The sequence below is a fragment of the Enterococcus sp. FDAARGOS_375 genome (assembly GCF_002393265.1).
GTDB lineage: Bacteria > Bacillota > Bacilli > Lactobacillales > Enterococcaceae > Enterococcus_D > Enterococcus_D innesii.
This window is the reverse complement of the sequence record NZ_CP023515.1, coordinates 1060431-1078685: the sequence shown is the minus strand read 5'-3', so window position 1 is coordinate 1078685 and position 18255 is coordinate 1060431. Positions and strand designations below refer to the sequence as shown.

Here is an 18255-nt window from a genome sequence, read left to right as displayed (position 1 = left end):
GTTTGCGTATTTCTTTTTAGGAGGGATAAGTCGTGGATATTCAAGCATTCTCAGACGAGTTGATTCTTTATGGAAGACAAGAACGCATGCAGGATCTGGCCATTTTGCCGAGTAGTACACAGATGGAGGTGATTTTCAGTAAAAGCTATCTCAGAAAGACCTATCAAGTACTGACCAACGAAGAAGCCCAGCAGCTGATCACTCGCTTCAAATTTTTAGGAGGAATGGAGGTGGGAGAGCGGCGTAAAGCTCAGTTAGGCGCAGTCAGTTATCCGTTAGGCGATCAGCTGCAGCGGCTGCGAATCTCCACAGTCGGTGACTACCAAGGGCGTGAAAGTCTCGTGATGCGGTTTCTTTATCCCTTGACTCAGGAGCATCTGCGCTATTTCTTTGCAGAAGATGTCCAGCAGATCCAGCAGGGGACCAAACAAAGAGGGCTGTATTTGTTTTCAGGCCCCACTGGATCAGGAAAGTCGACCCTCATGTATCAGTTAGCACGGGCAACCAAGGGGCAAGTCATTACCATTGAAGATCCCGTCGAGATCGAAGAGCCCCGCTTTTTGCAGCTACAAACTAATTTGAAGATCGGGCAAGATTATGATGAATTGATTCGCTTGTCTTTGCGGCATCGTCCGGACCTGCTTTTGATCGGCGAGATCCGTAACAAAGAAACGGCGCAAGCCGCTGTTCGAGCCGCTCTGACAGGTCACCGAGTATTTGCCACGATCCATGCCCGAGGTGTAGCAGAAACCAAGACGCGGCTGCTGGAATTGCTCGGGACAGACGATCGTCTGGCACATGCGCTGCAAGGGATCATTTATCAGCGATTGCTGCCAAATGAAGCGAATGAACCTCATGGATTGCTGGCGTATCACTTTTATGAGGGGCAAGTGGAAAAACAGTGGCAGCACGTACTAAAACGAGTGAAAGAAAGTGGGTGGATCAGCGATGAAGTTTATGAAAAAGAAGCCCCAGCTACCACGCCGTGCAACTGAAGCCCTCTTAGTCACCTTCACGGTGTTATTGGAGAGTGGCTTTTCCCTACAAGAAAGCCTCCAAGTGCTGCTGCGCAGCCGCCAGTTTTCTGAACCTGTGATCGAACAGCTGATTGTCCATCTTGCCCAAGGGCAAAGCTTTGCAGCAGCGGTAGCGCCGTTGTCGTTATCGGCTACTGAAAAAAGTCAGCTTCATTTAGCAGAAAGGCATGGGGATCTCACGGCGACCTTGCGGCGGATGGTCGACTACCACAAATTGGTCAACAAGCAAAAACAGCTGCTGTACAAAGTAGCTGCCTATCCGCTTTTGTTACTGGTCTTTTTACTAGCTGCACTTTTTGGGATGCACCGCTTTTTATTGCCCCAATTGTTATCCTCTGGCATGATCGACGAAGGTCATTGAGGCATTCGCGCCATCACTTGGGCACCCGCAGTACTTATCCTCTTCTTGTTGTTCAGTGGGCTGCTTTTTGTGACCAGCCGCTGGGTGTTTGCCCGCCGCACTGCCTTGCAAAAAGCTGTGTTTTTCAGCCGCCTGCCATTGTTCGGAGCATTGTACACGAGTTATCACACGAGTTTTTTCGCATTGGAATGGGGCAAGTTGTTTCAGCAAGGGTTAGATATCCAACAGATCATTGAGTGTATGGAGCACACCAATAAAGCTACCTTGATCCAAGAATTAGCACGAGAGCTGCGAGTGACCTTGACACTTGGGGGAGAACTCCCAGAAAAACTTCGTCATTTCTCGTTTCTCACACCAGAATTTTCTTTGATCGTCTTTCAAGGAGAAGTACGAGGAAAGTTAGGAGAAGAGCTTTTTTTATACAGTCAATTATTGATGGAACGCTTGTTTCAGCGGATCGAAAAAGCCATCCACTGGATTCAGCCTCTGATTTTTTTGTTGGTTGCTTTAATGATCGTTGGGATCTATGCCGCTATGTTTTTACCAATCTATGGAAATATCCAAGGAGTGATCGAATGATAGAAAAGAAAGTAGCATCTCCTCGCAAGCAGGGGATTTGGCGTGTCAAAAAAGGCTTTACATTGGTTGAAATGCTAGTCGTTTTATTAGTGATCAGTATTTTGGTTTTATTGTTTGTCCCAAATCTTGCCAGTCAAAGAGGAATCATTGATGAGAAAGGAAATGCGGCGATCGTGAAAGTAGTGGAAACCCAGATCGAACTCTTCCGTCTGAATGAAAATCGGGAGCCTTCGAGAGAAGAATTGATTGCTGAAGGGTATGTATCTGAGGAACAATATGCGATTTATGAGCAGGGGCACTGAGGACTGTCAATGGCGCTCTTTTGCTGGGTTTACCTCTATAGAAAGCCTTTTGGTCCTTCTTGTCAGTAGTATGTTTCTCTTTTTCCCTGTTGTGGCCATTGAATACTATCAGCAATCTGCCGAAGTCTTAGGCTTTTGTGCTCGCTTAGAAAAAGGGCTCTACACTTTACAGCAAACGGCCATCATCGACAACACACAAACCCGGGCCGTCTATCAAGCAGAGCCAACGCCAACTGTTTCATTTTATGGCGCTGCAACTGAGCCGGTCACCAAGATCGAAGTTCCTCCTCAACTAGCGATGCAGGCGTTTCCCGATATTCTTTTTAGTAGTCAATCCGGCAACAATAGCAGTCTGCGAAAGATCGTTTTTTATTGGCAGGAGAAAAAGCAAACCATCAGCTATAAGTTTTTATTTGGGAGTGGCCGTTATGAAAAAATCGTTGAATAGCGGGTATATCTTGGCCGAAAGCCTGATGGGGGTTGGGGTGTTAGCAACCTGTATCTTATTGTTTTTAGTGATGCAGGCTGCTGTACTTGCGCAAAGTGCGGCATTGCAGGAAAAAGCCCAGATGATGAGGGTGCTGTATGAAGAAGTCCAGAACCATTCCTTTGATTCTTCAGCCATCACCTACACGACGCAGCGTCAGGCGGTCTATCAAGTTCGCTTTTGGCAAGCAGCGCGGCATCAACAGGCACGCATCCAAAGTGGCGAACAGCTCTGGGAGATTTTGTATGAAGAGTAAAGGCTTTACTTTGTGGGAGTGCCTGTTGTCTTTATGGGTATTGGCGATCTGCTTATTGATGATCAGTGGGATCGTCAAGCACCTGGCACCGGTCAATCAGCAGATCATGGCTCGCAAAGATCAAGAGTGGCATGTGTTTTTGCTTCAGCTGGAACGGGAATTAAGTACCTGTACCTATCTATCAGTCAGCGAGACGACGCTATATTTGCGAAGCAGTCAAAACAATTCGGTAACGATCGATCGCATCAATCGCGTGCTGCGGAAACGGGACAACAATGGCTATCAACCACTATTGACAGAAGTAGCGGATGTGTCTTTTGAGAAAATTGGCGCAGCGATCCGCTTTACCGTTTCCTTTGAGAATGGAGAGCAAAAAATTGGGCAATGGAAAATACACACACAAGAGGCGGCATAAGGGCGGTATTTTATTGACAGCTCTATTGTTTGTACAGCTGATGAGTTTGATGCTATTACTGGTGTTAGAAAATAGTCGTACAACGGCACTTTTTTATACAAAAACCATTGAAACTTATGAAGCTCGCATCATGAGTGAACTGTTCCATGCGGAATTCTTGCAAAACGAAATGGCTGATCAAGGGTCACGTCTTTATAATGTGGGAAAGTTGACCTATGAACGGCAAGGACAGGTCTTACAGATCGAGTGCCATGTCAAAAGCCGCCGCTTTACATTTACCTTTTTGTTACCCGAAGAACAGCCTGAAATAGACACAGAAGACCAAGAAGAATAGTACAGGGAAAGGATGGTTGTTTCGACCATCCTTTTTCATACAGAAATAGAAAAAGAATGTTTACAGCTTCACAAATTATTCTAAACGAAAGCGATTGATTATTTTGGGTGAATCGGCTAAAATTAAACAGGTATATATGTTGTTATAGTTTTGAAAAGAGGTGCAAGATGTCCGCAGAAAAAATGGAAACGTCTTTTCATTTGACCGTTGAAGCGATCCAATTGCTTCAAAACGCATTGGAAACGTCTTTTTTTGATGCTTACGTAGAGACGATCGAAAATTTTGTTGATCAATACCAAGTTCGTGTGATCGATGGGGTACCTGATGAAGCAACTGCTGCTCGTTTAGAAACCATCTATCAAGAAATTCGAGCAATGGAACTATCGGCAGAAGAAAAACGCAAGCTTGCGCAGTTGGTTTTGCTCAAAGGCAGCCAAACGGAGCGCTTGCAGGCCAATCACCAACTGACACCAGATAGTCTTGGGTTTTTATTCGTTTATCTGATCGAGCAACTAAGCAGTGCCGATCAACCAGTGAAACTTCTGGATTTATCGGTAGGCATGGGGAATCTCTTATTGACAGTCTTGCTGAATCTACAATTAGCCAAGCGGCCAGTAGAAGGAACCGGTGTGGATATTGACGAAACCTTGTTGGCGATCGCAGCTGCAACGGGGGAATGGACCAAAGCGCCTTTGCATTTGTTCCATCAAGATGGCTTACAAGAGCTATTGATCGAACCAATGGATCTGGCAATCAGCGATCTACCGGTGGGCTATTACCCACAAGATGAAAAAGCCCGCAGCTTCATTACGGCGGCTCCAGAAGGGCACAGTTACGCCCATCATTTGTTGATGGAACAAGCGATGAACTATGTCAAAGCTGGCGGTTACGGTTTGTTCTTAGTACCAAGCAACTTCTTGGAAACGGAACAGAGTGAATTTTTGAAAAAATGGCTGAAAGAAAAGGTTTATTTGCAAGGAATGATTCAGCTTCCTGAAGAACTCTTTAAAAATGAACATTCACGTAAAAGTATTTTGCTTTTACAAAACCATGGAGGGACAAGCAAACAAGCAGACGAAGTCTTGCTGGTTAAGCTAGCCTCACTGAAAGAACCAAAGAACATCACAAAACTTTTTGAACAATTTGCGGCTTGGAAAGCAGCAAATCTGTAATATAATTCGGATAAGGAGATCATCATGTCAAAAACAATCGCAATCAATGCTGGAAGTTCAAGTTTAAAATGGCAATTATATCAAATGCCAGAGGAAACAGTTGTCGCTAAAGGAATCGTTGAACGAATCGGTTTGAAAGATTCTATCTTTACCATCAAATATGGGGAAGATCAAAAATTCGAACAAATCATCGACATCAACGATCACGAAGTAGCGGTAAAAATGTTATTGGATCAACTGATCGAATTAAACATTTTAGGTGCCTATGATGAAATCACTGGTGTCGGCCATCGTGTCGTTCACGGCGGAGAAGATTTCCCTGATTCTGTTGTGATTACAGACGAAGTGATGGAACGCATCCAAGCATTGGCTGAATTTGCGCCATTACACAATCCAGCAAACTTGATGGGGATCACTGCTTTCAAAAAAATCTTGCCAGAAATCATTAGTGTCGCTGTTTTTGATACTTCTTTCCATGCAACGATGCCAAAACACAATTACCTATACAGCTTGCCATTAGAGTACTATAACGAGTTTAAAGTACGTAAATACGGCTTCCACGGTACAAGCCACCGTTATGTTTCTGAGCGTGCAGCAGAAATGTTAGGCAAACCAATCGAAGAATTAAAAATCATCACTTGCCATCTAGGGAACGGTGCGTCGATCACTGCGGTTGACGGCGGAAAATCAGTGGATACCTCAATGGGCTTCACGCCATTAGCTGGTGTAACGATGGGCACACGTTCAGGTGACATCGATCCTGCTGTTTTACCATATTTAATGGAAAAATTAGATTTGAACATCGATGAAATGGTGGATGTTTTGAATAAAAAATCTGGTCTATTAGGCTTAACTGGTATTTCAAGTGACATGCGGGATCTAGAAGCAAACTACGACAAAGAAGAAGTCAAAGTTGCTTATGATGTCTTTACTGACCGGATCCGTAAATATATCGGTGGCTATGTCACAACCATGAATGGCGTTGACGCGATCGTCTTTACTGCTGGTATCGGTGAAAATGATGCCCACGTCCGTAGCGAAGTCATCAAAGGCATGACTTGGTTTGGTTGCGAATTAGATGCCGATAAAAATGCAAAACGCGGCGAAGAATTAGTGATCTCAACTGAAGAGTCAAAAGTCAAAGTGCTTTTGATCCCAACAGATGAAGAATTAATGATCGCTCGCGATGTGGAACGTTTACGCGGCTAAGCCAAAGCAATCCTTAAATAGAAGAGGAAGCATATGCAAGAGGAAATACTTGCATGTGCTTTTTTGTAGGAAAATCCCAAAAATGGTGTCAGAGGTAAAAATTGGTGAAGACCAGTTTCTAATTTTTTAAACAGAATATTTAATAATTATACATATGAAAAGTGGTTCATACTGGACTTATTTAGAAGGCTTCTCATTTTACTTTCATTTGAATTTAAATTTCCCTCCTTTTTTGCAGGATGTTCTCAGGGAAATACCCTTGTAAAAGTTGCCAAATGGGAATAAACTGGCATTTGTGAATTTTCAGAAAAATTCTGCTATTTTATTTTCACTAATTTTTATAAGGGGCCATTCATATGGAAAAAGAAAAAACATTTTTAGGTCAGCCGCGTGGGCTGTCGACGTTATTCTTCACGGAAATGTGGGAACGATTCAGTTATTATGGTATGCGGGCGATTTTGGTGTACTTCATGTACGATGCAGTTGCCAACGGCGGCTTAGGGTTGCCAAAAGGAACGGCTGTGGCGATCATGTCGATTTACGGTTCCTTAGTGTATATGTCAAGCATTGTTGGCGGCTGGATCTCGGACCGTCTTTTAGGATCAAATAAATCCGTCTTTTATGGTGGGATCTTGATCATGTTAGGACACATCGTTTTGGCAACACCTTTAGGGATTCCAGCGTTGTTTGTGTCCATGATGCTGATTGTCATCGGAACCGGACTATTGAAATCCAACGTATCGGGTATGGTAGGGCATTTGTACAGCAAAGACGATATCCGTCGGGATGCTGGTTTCTCGATTTTCTATATGGGGATCAATATCGGCGGCTTGTTAGCACCGATCATCGTCGGGATCTTAGGACAAGAAGTTAACTACCACTTAGGCTTTTCCGTTGCTGCTATCGGGATGTTTATCGGTTTGGTGCAGTATTATGTGCAAGGAAAAACCACGTTGAAAAGTGTAGCGATCGCGCCAACGAATCCTTTATCGGCAGCCGAAAAGAAAACCTTCTTCCGAGCAGTCGTTCTGGTTCTTCTCGCATTGGCAGTGTTGTTTGGCGCAGCAGCTGCAACGGGGCATCTGACGGTTGATTTCTTCATCAACTTTATCAGTGTTCTAGGTATTTTCTTACCAATCTACTACTTTACCAAAATGCTGCGTTCGAAAGATGTCACACCAGATGAAAAGAAAAAAGTATTGGCCTACATTCCGCTGTTTTTGTCAGCGATCGTCTTTTGGTCCTTAGAAGAACAAGGCTCATCGATCTTGGCATTGTTTGCCGCTGACCGTACGCAATCAACGTTATTCGGCATCAATATTCCAGCAAGTTTGTATCAAACCTTAAATCCACTTTTTGTTGTCTTACTGACACCTGTCTTTGTTTGGTTGTGGACCAAACTAGGTTCTCGTCAACCGCGGACAGAAGTGAAGTTTGCCATCGGTTTAGTCTTAGCCGGTTTATCTTTTCTCTTATTGATGCTGCCAAGCCTTTTGTTTGGAGTAGAAGAACGGGTCAGCCCATTATGGTTAGTATTGAGCTTCTTCATTATGATTGCTGGGGAAATGTGTCTTTCACCGGTGGGCTTGTCGGTGACGACCAAACTTGCGCCGAAAGCCTTCGAAGCACAAACCTTGGCGATTTGGCTGCTAGCAGACGCGTCTTCACAAGCCATCAATGCGCAAATCGCTCGGTTCTACACACCGCAAACAGAAGGGATGTACTATGGCATCGTCGGCGGAGTAGCCGTTGTTGTCGGCATCATCTTGTATTTAGCTAGAAAACCGATCCGCAACTTGATCGGCAACATTCATTGATCAAAAAATAAAAACTTGATTTTCCTACCGTATGCATTGGTTGTTCAATCAATGCATAGGCGGAAAATCAAGTTTTTTGTTGTGAATCAATGTCTTAGTCAATCAAGGGACTCAGAGATTGGCGCGTGATCTGCTGCTGTGCAATGACTAGGGCCTCTTGGAAGTGCTGCTGTAAAAAGTAGCGGTCATGGCTGACTGCCAGCAGGGTCCCTTGATATTCTTGCAACATTTCTTCAATTTCTTCTCGGGCATAGCTGTCGAGGTGATTGGTTGGTTCATCCAAAATCAGGACGTTGATTTTTTCTAAAAAGAGTTTCAGTAACGCCAAACGGATTTTTTCACCACCAGATAAATCTTTGATTCGTTTGGCTACATCACTTTGATAAAAACCGCTTTTAGCTAACTGTCGGCGAGCCGTTTCTTCGTTTCCTGTCAACGTCTGTACGTAGGCCAACAAACGGCTCTCGGGGGCGGCAAACTGCAGTTGCTGGGGCAAATAGCCGATTTGTAAGCTGCTGCCGCGCTTGATGGTGCCGCCACTGGGAATTTCCTCACCGAGGAGTAACTTGAGTAAGGTTGATTTTCCGGTACCATTGTCGCCGATGATCGCTAGATGCTCCCCACGGTAGACCGCAAAACTGCTGTCTTTGAATAGGAGCTGATCGGCATATTGCTGGTGCAAGTCGCGAACGATGAACACCTCTTTGCCCGATTTTCCGCCATTTGCCAAGCCATGCAGCCGATTTTTCGGGGGCGCTGGCGGTTTGACCAGGGTTAGTTTCGCTAGGCGGCGCTCCAATTCTTTGGCTTTTTTGAAGAAGGCCTCATTGTCTCCTTCATTGGCCCACTGACGAAATCGCCGAATCATGACTTTCAGTCGCTGGACCTCTTTTTGCTGCAGTTCGTAGTTTTTGGTCAGCTCCGCCAAGCGAGCTTCTTTCAAGACACGAAACCGGCTGTAGTTCCCGGGATACTCAATCAAGGCGCCTTCTTCCAGTTCCCAGGTCTTGGTGGTGACTTGATCAAGAAAGTGCCGATCGTGAGAAACGACTAGGATCGCTTTTTTCGTATTCTGTAAATAATTTTCCAACCAGCGGATACTTGAAAGATCCAAGTGATTGGTTGGTTCATCCAGTAACAGCAAGTCAGCATCGGCAACTAGCACTTTGGCTAAAGCGACTTTGACCCGTTCGCCACCGCTAAGCTCTGTTAGCCGTGCGTCCTGTCGATGGGGAATTCCTAAGCCTTGTAAGATCGCGGAAATTCGGTCTTCTAATCCATAACCGCCCAACTCTTCAAAGCGCTGCTGCAACTCGCCATAACGGATCAGACACTTCTCTAAATCAGTATTGGGTTCTGCCATCAAGGCTTCGTAATGACTCATTTGTTGTTTGAGTTCTTGAATGTTAGCAGCAGAATGGAGCAGGTAGTGGATAACGGTTGCTTCAGAAACGGCCAGCTCTTGCTCGACCGTCCCGATCCTCAAGCCTTTTTGGCGGCTAATAACGCCACTATCGACGCCTTCAGCGCCAGTCAAGATTTGTAAAAAGGTTGATTTGCCCGTTCCGTTGATGCCGACTAGGGCAATTTTTTCCCTAGCTTCGATTTGGCAGGATAACTCCTCAAATAACGGATTCCCGCCGATGGTTTTTTTAATAGCAATTGCTTGTATGATCATGATCTCTCTCCTTGAGACCACTCAAAAAGGCCATGGTTATCCATGGCCAGTGTTATTTAAACTCAGATTCTTTCGAGAAAAATACCTTGAGATGGCCATTGATTTTACGTAAATTTCACTGTTTTGGACAGACTCGTCCCGTCAACAGCAACTGTAAAACCAATTGCATGGCTAAATGCGATATGGTATCGTTGGTAATTTTCATTACTTGTTATTTTAGTCATGCGCATCATGGTCGTTTTCCCTCCTTTGTGTCTTTGTCTTTTCAGTGTACCTGAAAGTATCAGAAAGTTCAACCAGGACTGGCGGTTTCTTAGCGTTCCTCGATGCGTAATTCTGTCAGAGAGCTTTCTTTCATCTGACCGATGACCAATGGAACGGTCTCATGAACCACATCACTATATTCTAAGCCGAACCAGCGTTCCGGTGAAATCGTATGGCGTTTGATAAAAAGCTTCGTCTGCATGACTTGCTTCTGCCATTTGCTTAATGCCGTTGCATTCGACAGCTCTTCTTCGATCATCACGAATTGGAAATCACCCACATTGCGTCCAGGCGTTAAGGAGTAGCGTTGCGGCTGCAGCGGCAAGCGACCATCTTTCATCAATTCTTGAATGATTTGGCGAATGTAGAGATTGACTTCTTGCGGCACCCGAAAGCCGAGATAAAGCTTTAGTTTAACGATAAAATCGGTATCTGCCATCGAAACTTCATATTTTTTCGTATAGGGTTCATCGGTGACTTCTACATTGACGAACCAATACACTTTGGCACGCTTCGGCCGTTTATCTAAAATGGAATAGATGAACTGCTGACCGATCTGATCGTCTTGCAGTTTAGGAACCATGAAGACGACATTCGTCTGAGATAATGGCAAAGAATCATCTTCCCGCAACTGTTTCAATTGAGGGATGTAGGTAGAAAGTGCAACTTCTTCGGCAGCATTTTCTTGAATACGATTGCCCCATTCCCAAATCAGCATCACGCCGATGATTAGGCAGGCTAGTAAGATGGCAACGTAACCGCCGTGGAAAAATTTGGTCGCACTGGAGATAAAGAAAATGCCCTCGATCACTGCAAAAAAGAGCGTGATGAACGGTGCCAAGAAACGGGTCTTCTTGTTTTGGTGCAAGTAGAAATAGAGCAAAACAGTGGTCATCAACATCGTTACCGTAATGGCCAATCCATAAGCGGCTTCCATATGCGTAGAAGTCCTGAAGAATAAGACCACGCCGGAACAGGCGATCCACAACAAGGTGTTCAAGGCAGGAATATACATTTGCCCGATAGACGCCCCCGGATAGATGATTTGCATCCGCGGCAATAGTTTCAACTTGATGGCTTCAGAAACCAAGGTAAAGGAGCCAGACAGCAGGGCTTGCGAAGCAATGATGGCAGCGAGGGTGGCAAAGCTGACACCAAAGACTGTCCACCCTTGCGGCAACGCTTGGAAGAATGGATTCAAGTTTTCGATTTCTTGATAAGTCGGATTTTGATAGACTTGCAGCAACCACGCCGCTTGACCAAAGTAATTCAGCATCAAGCAGATTTTGATATAGGGCCAGCTGGCATAAATGTTTTTCTTACCCACGTGACCTAAGTCCGAGTAGAGGGCTTCTGCACCAGTCGTTGCCAAAAAGATATTGCCGAGAATAAAGAGCCCGGAACTGTTATCGGGACTAAAGAGCAGATTGATTGCATACCGGGGATCAAGGGCGCGAATCACCGAAAGGTCACCGGCAAAGTTCATCACCCCGACGATGCCTAAGAAGGTAAACCAGCCTAGCATGATCGGTCCGAAGGCTTTGCCGACAAACTCAGTCCCAAAGCGCTGCAGGGCAAAGAGGACCAATAAGATTGCTAAGGTGATGCCGACGATGATCGATTGGTCATTGCCGAAGCGATCAAAAAAGACTGGAATCCCTCGTAATCCTTCGATGGCAGTGGTCACCGTCACGGCCGGCGTCAACACGCCATCTGCTAGCAGGGCTGCGCCCCCGATGATTGCTGGAATAATCAAATAGCGGCTGTTTTTACGAACTAAGGTATAAAGGGAGAAAATCCCGCCTTCTCCATGGTTATCCGCGTTTAATGCGATCAAGACGTACTTAATCGTCGTTAACAAGGTCAGCGTCCAAAAGACGAGCGAGACGCTGCCTAAGATAAAATCAGGTGTTAAGGTGCGTAGTCCGCCATTATCCTCCACCAAGGCTTTCATTACGTAAAGTGGGCTCGTACCAATATCACCGTAGACCACCCCCATGGCGACTAAAAGTCCGCCGGCGGTCACTTTTTTCATTTTGCGTGAACTCATTGACTGTTTTCCCTCCATTTTAAACTGCAAAAAGACCTAAGCGGCCCCTTGCCACTTAGGTCTTGCAAGAAACATCTTAAACCAGCGGATTCCCGCTTGCTGTTGATCTAAGATCATGGAACGATCCATGTGCTACTCCCCTAAAGTGCTCTTATTATCTTTGTTTTTGCAGCTCCTGTCAATCTATTTGCTAAAAATGGCAATAAACATTTTTCATTTCCTGCTTTTCAGCGTAAGATAACAATAGGTATGGAATAAGGAGGCAGGAAAATGATTGAGATCAAGAATCTGACAAAACAATATGGACCAAAAAAAGCGTTGTCTGATCTTTCCCTGACGATCCGTCAAGGGGAGATCTTTGGCTTTCTGGGACACAACGGAGCAGGGAAGTCGACTACGATCAAAAGCTTAGTGAGTATTTTGCAGCCAACGAGTGGAGAAATCTATTTTGATGGTCAATCCCTCGTGGAACATCGGGAAGCGATAAAAAAACAAATTGCTTATGTGCCGGACACACCAGATTTATTTTTACAGCTAACAGCAGGGGAGTATTGGGACTTGATTGCCGCAGCGTATGAGGTGCCAGCAGCGGAAAAGGCTGAGCGTTTGCAAAAATTAGGGCGCTTGTTTGATATGCTGTCTCATGAAGAAGAGACCATCGCCAGCTTTTCCCATGGAATGCGGCAAAAAACACTGCTGATTGGGGCATTGATCCCCGATCCAGACATTTGGATCTTGGATGAACCATTACAAGGCTTAGATCCCCAAGCGGCGTATGATTTAAAAGAAATGATGAAACAGCACGCTGCCAAGGGCAAGACCGTGATTTTTTCCACCCATGTCTTGGACACCGCCCAGCAGTTGTGTGATCAATTGGCGATTTTGAAAAAAGGCGAGCTACTGTACAATGGCTCAGTGGCAGATTTGCTGGCACAGCATCCGTCGCTTTCTTTGGAAACGATCTATCTGCAAATGACTGGGAGAAGTCAAGAAGAAGCGATTCTTGCAGAAGCGGAGGAAGCGTAGATGCGAAAACAACAATTTCTGACGCTGACCTCCGTTAATTTGCGGTATGCCAATCCCCAACTAACAGACAAAGCCCGCAAAAAAGGCAAGGCTGGTTCGACTTTGACCAGTTATTTGTTGTTTCAATATGCGCTTTCTGGGGTAGTGTTTTTGCTAGTCTATGGGTTGACGATGATCACATTGGATTTTAGTCAGATGCCAGGCTTTTTTACCGCTTATGTCGCTTTGTTCGGAATTTTAGGCTTTTCCCAAGGGATTTCGTCTATTTACAATGTCTTTTTCGAGAGTCAAGACCTGCCAGCGTATTTGCCGCTGCCCTTTCGACAGAGCGAAATTTTTCTGGCAAAAATCGTGGTGGTATTTCTCACCGTTGCGCCCTTTATTTTTCCTTTGTTGGTCTTATTTCTCCTGACAGGGATTCGGGCAAACGTCTTTTTCTTGCTGACGATCTTATGGGCGTTTTTGCTGTTCGGCTTGTTTTTAGTCTTGATCTTCAGCATTTGCAGCTTGATCGTCTTCAGCCTGACGCGGACCAAGTTTTTCTTGAAGCATAAAAAATTGGTCACTAGTTTGTTGCTAGGCGTGACGATGCTGGTTGTTGTGATCGGGGTCTTAATGATGAATCAGGTGAATACCTACGAGGCAGACGTGGTAGACCGAGGAGCGATCAGCTTTTTATTGCCCTTTTATTATGTGATGGTGGCGCCGTTTCAAACAACTGGTTTGCTTAACTTGCTAGGGATCATCGCCACAGCAGGCGTGTTGCTTTTTGCCCTCTATCGGTTGATCTTGCCGAAGTTTTATGAGCAAGTGGCAGCCGCGGCGCCCAACCAAGGAAGTGTTCGCCGGAAGCATAAACCCAATCAAGGCTTGGGCCAGCAGTTGTTTAATTACAATTCGCAGTTGATCCGTGATCCGAATTTGATTATGCAAGTCTTCTCTTCTTCGTTGCTGATGCCCATCATTTTCTTAGTGTCCTTTGTGTTTACAGGAGCGATTCAGTTAAGTGAATTGGATGAGCGATTTATCGGTGTCGTTTTTGTGGCGGGGATCGCCTTGGCAGCATTGATGGTCAACCCGACTTCTTTTATCAGTAATTTGATCTCACTGGATCAGGAGAATTTCTTGTTTGTCCGCTCCTTGCCGCTATCGATGAAGCGCTACTTGCGGGAAAAATTCCGCTTTGGGGTCGTTTTGCAGCTGAGCTTAACGGCAGTCATCGTGCTGGCAGCAGTCCTTCTGTTCAAAATGCCGCTGATTTTGGCTGTCTCTTTTCTAATCGGGGCACTTTGGAGCAGTTTTCTTTTGTGCTTGAAATATTTTGCTCGTGATTATCGATTGCTGCTTTTGGATTGGACCAATATCAGTCAATTATTTACGAGAGGGGCGGGGAGTCTTGGGTTAGCCATTGGAACGATCGCAACGCTGTTTCTTTCCATCATTGTTATCATCCTTTATGGCTTTGCTGCAACTTCGGTTGATTTTTGGTTATTGAATGGTCCGATTTTCTTCGTGATCCTCTTGACCAGCGGCCTCTGGATAGCCCATTATCAATACAGATTTTGGCGTCGTTTTTCCTAAGGGAAACGACGCTTTGCTTTTTTATTAAACGACGGGCAAATTGACTATTTATTCAGAAAATTCAGAAAAACTATTTACAATCAAAAGGAAACATGGTTAGATAGGAGTACCTATTACTTTGCTTTCATTTTTTGCTGTACAAGTTTGGATAACCGACTTGTCAAAGAGCTGTGACCAAAGGCAAAAAGACCAATGAGACCTAAGTGCTCGTTGCCTCTTTTGCTTTTGTCACGGTTTTTTTTGCACAAAAAAACCTGCCGTTCGTCGGCAGGTCGTCTCACTATCAAGCTTTGGTGTGGTCTTTTTCTGGTAATTTGTTTTCTAGATCTGTCCGTACAACTAACACATCACAGCCAGCATGGCGAATGACATACTCAGACACAGAACCGATAAAGATTCGTTCCACGGCATTTAACCCAGTGGCACCGATCATAATCAAATCGATGTCGTGATCTTCGGGCAATTGTTTGGCAATGATCGGTTTTGGCGAGCCATATTCGATCACTGTTTTGACAGCAGTTACTTGGTGTTTGCGTGCATAATCCTCATAGTCTTTCAAGGTTTGTTTGGCCATTTCGGTTGCTTGCTCAGCAAGCATGCCGTCAAAAGAAGAAACGGTTTGAAAGGCCCGAGTGTCGATCACATGTGCTAAAACTAATTCAGAATCATTCCGCTGTGCCACGTTCACGGCTTTTTTGAAGGCTAATTCGGACTCGCTGGACCCATCGACGGCTACCATGATTCGTTGATATTGTTGTAACATAAGAAACACTCCCATCTGTTATCTTCTACTTTTATTGTAATGCTTTTTTCTGAAAAAGGAAAACCTAATCTTCCTTTTTTTTCATTTTTTGTGCCAGCAAGATGCTGAAAGATGCGGAAGAGAGCAGCAGCAAAGCCAAATAAAACAAGGCAATCAGCTCCCTATCGACAAAGCCCACAACCAATGCCACCACGCCTAAAAGGAAATGAATGAGGCTATAGGTTTTTAAGAAGACCTTATTCGCCTCGGTGGTAGGGATCAAAGTGAAAAAAATCGCTTGTTTGGCATAAAGCAAATAACTGGTGCCGAATAATACGAGTGCCACGATCGTAAATAATAGAAGAATCATAAACATACGCCATCCTGTCCTAAGTTGATAGGTTTAGTATAGCGAACCCTAGAAAGAATAGCAAAAGCCACCCTTACTTTGATATCAGATGAAGGACGTTGTACGGTTTCTAACGGCTAGAAAACGCAAAAAAGCCATCTGTTAAAAACAGATGGCACATTCTAAAAAGAATGGGTAATATCCGTTGATGCCGTTCTTTTTCCCATAGTATTGATCCCGCAAATTCTAGCAGGTGGGTTCCACGGTCTAAGCTTCGAACTACCAAAGGAAAAGGCGTGTTACCAGCATTGACACAAGACGGATCCCAAGATATCAATAAAAATGTTCGGTCAACACACAAAAGGGACAACTCGTACATCACAGAATTCCCACCCTTATAGTAGCATAGGAATGACGAAGGTGCAATAAAGTTGTTTGAAAACGATACCAAAAAGTCGCTATTTTTCCTAAGCACCTAGTTTTTTTTCTTTCGTTGCTGCAATTGTTGGTACCGTTGGCCTAGTGCTTGCTCATATTTACCGGTGGCTTTTGGTTGGTAATAATGAGTATTTTTCAGCTTATCAGGTAAGTATTGCTGATCGACCCAGGCATCATCAAAATTATGCGGGTATTGATAGCCAACACCCCGATTCAAGCTTTCGGCACCTTTGTAATGACTGTCTCGTAAATGATCCGGGACATCGCCAGCTTTGCCGCTGCGAATATCTGCGATCGCTGCATCCAATGCCATGTAGGCAGAGTTGGATTTGGGTGACAGACATAGATCGACCACTGTATCGGCTAACGGAATCCGAGCTTCCGGTAAGCCCAAACGTTCAGCGGCTAACACAGCATTGACGGTTCGAGCAGCGGCTGCTGGGTTAGCTAAACCGATGTCTTCATAACCGATGACCATCAAGCGCCGACAAATGATCGCCAGATCGCCTGCCTCTACTAAACGACCTAAGTAATGCAGCGCACCATCCACATCACTGCCACGAATCGATTTTTGAAAAGCAGAGATTACATCATAGTGCGCATCCCCATCTTTATCGTGGGTCAATGCTTTACGCTGTACGCACTCTTCGATGATTTCTAAGGTCAAATGAATAATGCCGTCTGGACCTTTTGGTGTGGAACGGGCAGCGAGTTCTAAGCCGTTTAGCGCACTTCGTAAATCACCGTTGGTCGCTCGCGAGAGATGCAAGCGGGCATCATCGGTCAGTACGATGGTTTCTGATCCAAGTCCGCGAGTTTCATCTGCTAAGGCTTGATCAATGGCAGTCAAAATATCTTCTTCTTGGAGCGGTTTGACTTCAAAAATCTGTGTCCGACTGCGAATCGCTGGATTGATCGTAATGTAGGGATTTTCCGTCGTGGCACCGATCATAATGATCTTGCCGCTTTCTAAATGGGGCAGTAAAAAGTCTTGTTTTGTCTTGTCTAGTCGATGGACTTCATCCAGCAATAAAATGACAGTACCGCTCATTTTGGCTTCCTCTGCCACGATTTGCAGGTCTTTTTTTGTATCTGTGGCGGCGTTCAGCATGCGAAACGCATAGCGTGTCGAGCCGGCGATCGCACTGGCAATGCTGGTTTTTCCGGTTCCCGGCGGTCCGTATAGGATCATCGAAGAAAGCATTTTGGCTTCGACCATTCGGCGAATGATTTTCCCCGGGCCAACCAAATGCTGCTGTCCGACGACTTCATCTAAGTTCCGTGGCCGCATTCGATAAGCAAGTGGCTGCTGCATAAAACGATCCTCTCCTTTTCCTGTAAGTATAACATAAGAACGTACATTCTCATAAACAAGCTGATTTGCGCCCTTACGGAAACAAAAGGGCCCTTATTTTCCACTCAGTCAGCAAAAATCAGGTTCGTTGAAAAGAAATCGTTGAGATCGTCGTAACTCTGTAGTCAAAGATAGTAAGTTCGTCGAGAATTGTGTAGAATAAAGAGGGTGATGAGAATGGATGAATTAATGGCACTTTTTGCGACACAGCCGACAACGACCATCGCACGTGCCTTATTAGGGATGTATTTGGAACATGAGACCCCAGTAGGAACAGTAGGTGGGTATATCGTGGATTGTGAAGCGTATTTAGGTCCCGATGATCTGGCGGCTCATAGTGTGGGCATGCGAAACACACCAAGGGTTCGGGCGATGTATCAGGAACCCGGTACGATTTATTTATATGCGATGCACACGCATCGAATCGTCAACTTTATTACGCAGCCAAAAGGCATCCCGCAAGGAATCATGATTCGCGGGCTAGAACCGGTGGATGGGATCGCCTTGATGGAACAACAACGACAAAAAACAGGACCGGATGTAGCAACGGCCCCGGGAAACTGGTACAGGCACTGCAGATCCCCGCTGAGCTTTATGGAGAATCGATTTTTACAAGCCCGCTGCATTTGGTTCCTGAGCGCCGACGTACCCCAAAAGAAATTTTGGCATTGCCTCGGATCGGTATCCCAAATAAAGGGGAATGGACCCAGATGCCGCTTCGTTTTGCGGTGGCTGGCAATCCTTATTTGACAAATATACGAAAAACCGCTGTTCAGCAAGACCATGGATGGCGTTAAGAAAGAA

The 18255-nt window shown here is 45.1% G+C and carries 17 protein-coding genes, 1 other RNA gene and 2 pseudogenes; 13 read left to right on the top strand and 7 right to left on the bottom strand.

The features are described 5' to 3' along the window. Positions 1 to 32: 32 nt before the first annotated feature. The 10 genes and pseudogenes from comGA (at position 33) to CO692_RS06070 (ending at position 7969) form a co-directional block, all read left to right on the top strand. Positions 33 to 995, top strand: coding sequence for a competence type IV pilus ATPase ComGA (comGA, locus tag CO692_RS06115; protein ID WP_096741840.1), 963 nt, complete (start codon positions 33 to 35; stop codon positions 993 to 995). Further along, a pseudogene (gene comGB, locus CO692_RS18095) lies at positions 949 to 1977 on the top strand (competence type IV pilus assembly protein ComGB). The gene comGA and the pseudogene comGB overlap by 47 nt, the downstream one beginning before the upstream one ends. Continuing rightward, positions 1974 to 2279: a competence type IV pilus major pilin ComGC gene (gene comGC / locus CO692_RS06105; protein ID WP_096741839.1), complete on the top strand. Its 306-nt coding sequence runs from the start codon at positions 1974 to 1976 to the stop codon at positions 2277 to 2279. Before comGB ends, comGC begins: the two are co-directional and overlap by 4 nt. Beyond that, entirely contained in the window at positions 2254 to 2727 is a 474-nt protein-coding gene (gene comGD, locus CO692_RS06100; RefSeq protein WP_192940727.1) for a competence type IV pilus minor pilin ComGD, read from the top strand. The genes comGC and comGD overlap by 26 nt, the downstream gene beginning before the upstream one ends. After that, positions 2708 to 3022, top strand: coding sequence for a hypothetical protein (locus tag CO692_RS06095; RefSeq protein ID WP_096741837.1), 315 nt, complete (start codon positions 2708 to 2710; stop codon positions 3020 to 3022). Before comGD ends, CO692_RS06095 begins: the two co-directional genes overlap by 20 nt. After that, positions 3012 to 3437, top strand: coding sequence for a competence type IV pilus minor pilin ComGF (gene comGF, locus CO692_RS06090; protein WP_077452346.1), 426 nt, complete (start codon positions 3012 to 3014; stop codon positions 3435 to 3437). Before CO692_RS06095 ends, comGF begins: the two co-directional genes overlap by 11 nt. A 13-nt stretch (positions 3438 to 3450) precedes the next feature. Beyond that, on the top strand, positions 3451 to 3771 hold the full coding sequence (gene comGG, locus CO692_RS06085) for a competence type IV pilus minor pilin ComGG (RefSeq protein WP_226818255.1): 321 nt from the start codon (positions 3451 to 3453) through the stop codon (positions 3769 to 3771). Positions 3772 to 3938: 167 nt separating this feature from the next. Continuing rightward, positions 3939 to 4943, top strand: coding sequence for a class I SAM-dependent methyltransferase (locus CO692_RS06080; protein ID WP_096741836.1), 1005 nt, complete (start codon positions 3939 to 3941; stop codon positions 4941 to 4943). Between the two features lie 24 nt (positions 4944 to 4967). Then, entirely contained in the window at positions 4968 to 6152 is a 1185-nt protein-coding gene (locus CO692_RS06075) for an acetate/propionate family kinase (protein ID WP_096741835.1), read from the top strand. Between the two features lie 356 nt (positions 6153 to 6508). Continuing rightward, entirely contained in the window at positions 6509 to 7969 is a 1461-nt protein-coding gene (locus CO692_RS06070) for a peptide MFS transporter (RefSeq protein WP_081117826.1), read from the top strand. A gap of 94 nt (positions 7970 to 8063) precedes the next feature. Here CO692_RS06070 and abc-f read toward each other — a convergent pair whose 3' ends face one another. The 3 genes from abc-f to CO692_RS06060 form a co-directional block, all read right to left on the bottom strand. After that, positions 8064 to 9647, bottom strand: coding sequence for a ribosomal protection-like ABC-F family protein (gene abc-f, locus CO692_RS06065; RefSeq protein WP_096741834.1), 1584 nt, complete (start codon positions 9645 to 9647; stop codon positions 8064 to 8066). Between the two features lie 104 nt (positions 9648 to 9751). Next, positions 9752 to 9880 (bottom strand): hypothetical protein, encoded by a 129-nt coding sequence (locus CO692_RS18025; protein WP_005233423.1) that lies wholly within the window; start codon positions 9878 to 9880, stop codon positions 9752 to 9754. A gap of 80 nt (positions 9881 to 9960) precedes the next feature. Then, on the bottom strand, positions 9961 to 11961 hold the full coding sequence (locus tag CO692_RS06060; RefSeq protein WP_096741833.1) for a KUP/HAK/KT family potassium transporter: 2001 nt from the start codon (positions 11959 to 11961) through the stop codon (positions 9961 to 9963). Positions 11962 to 12231: 270 nt separating this feature from the next. Here CO692_RS06060 and CO692_RS06055 point away from each other — a divergent pair, with 270 nt between their 5' ends. Then, the gene (locus CO692_RS06055) at positions 12232 to 12987 is read left to right on the top strand and encodes an ABC transporter ATP-binding protein (protein ID WP_005227750.1); all 756 of its coding nucleotides are present in this window, start codon (positions 12232 to 12234) and stop codon (positions 12985 to 12987) included. Further along, positions 12988 to 14568 (top strand): ABC transporter, encoded by a 1581-nt coding sequence (locus CO692_RS06050; protein WP_096741832.1) that lies wholly within the window; start codon positions 12988 to 12990, stop codon positions 14566 to 14568. It begins immediately after the preceding gene. 283 nt (positions 14569 to 14851) lie between these two features. Here the strand turns inward: CO692_RS06050 and CO692_RS06045 are convergent, their stop codons facing one another. The 4 genes from CO692_RS06045 to CO692_RS06030 all read right to left on the bottom strand — a co-directional run bounded on the left by CO692_RS06045 (position 14852) and on the right by CO692_RS06030 (position 17412). Further along, entirely contained in the window at positions 14852 to 15331 is a 480-nt protein-coding gene (locus CO692_RS06045; RefSeq protein WP_077452339.1) for a universal stress protein, read from the bottom strand. Positions 15332 to 15395: 64 nt separating this feature from the next. Beyond that, complete coding sequence (locus CO692_RS06040; protein ID WP_005233435.1) at positions 15396 to 15686, bottom strand: hypothetical protein; 291 nt, start codon at positions 15684 to 15686, stop codon at positions 15396 to 15398. A gap of 168 nt (positions 15687 to 15854) precedes the next feature. Continuing rightward, a non-coding RNA gene (gene ssrS / locus CO692_RS06035) (6S RNA) lies at positions 15855 to 16049 on the bottom strand. An 85-nt stretch (positions 16050 to 16134) separates the two neighbouring features. After that, positions 16135 to 17412 carry a replication-associated recombination protein A gene (locus CO692_RS06030; RefSeq protein WP_077452338.1) on the bottom strand — a complete coding sequence of 426 codons (1278 nt, stop codon included), beginning with the start codon at positions 17410 to 17412 and terminating at the stop codon, positions 16135 to 16137. A gap of 210 nt (positions 17413 to 17622) precedes the next feature. Here CO692_RS06030 and CO692_RS18090 point away from each other — a divergent pair. Beyond that, a pseudogene (locus CO692_RS18090) lies at positions 17623 to 18248 on the top strand (DNA-3-methyladenine glycosylase). The last annotated feature ends 7 nt before the right edge of the window (positions 18249 to 18255 follow it).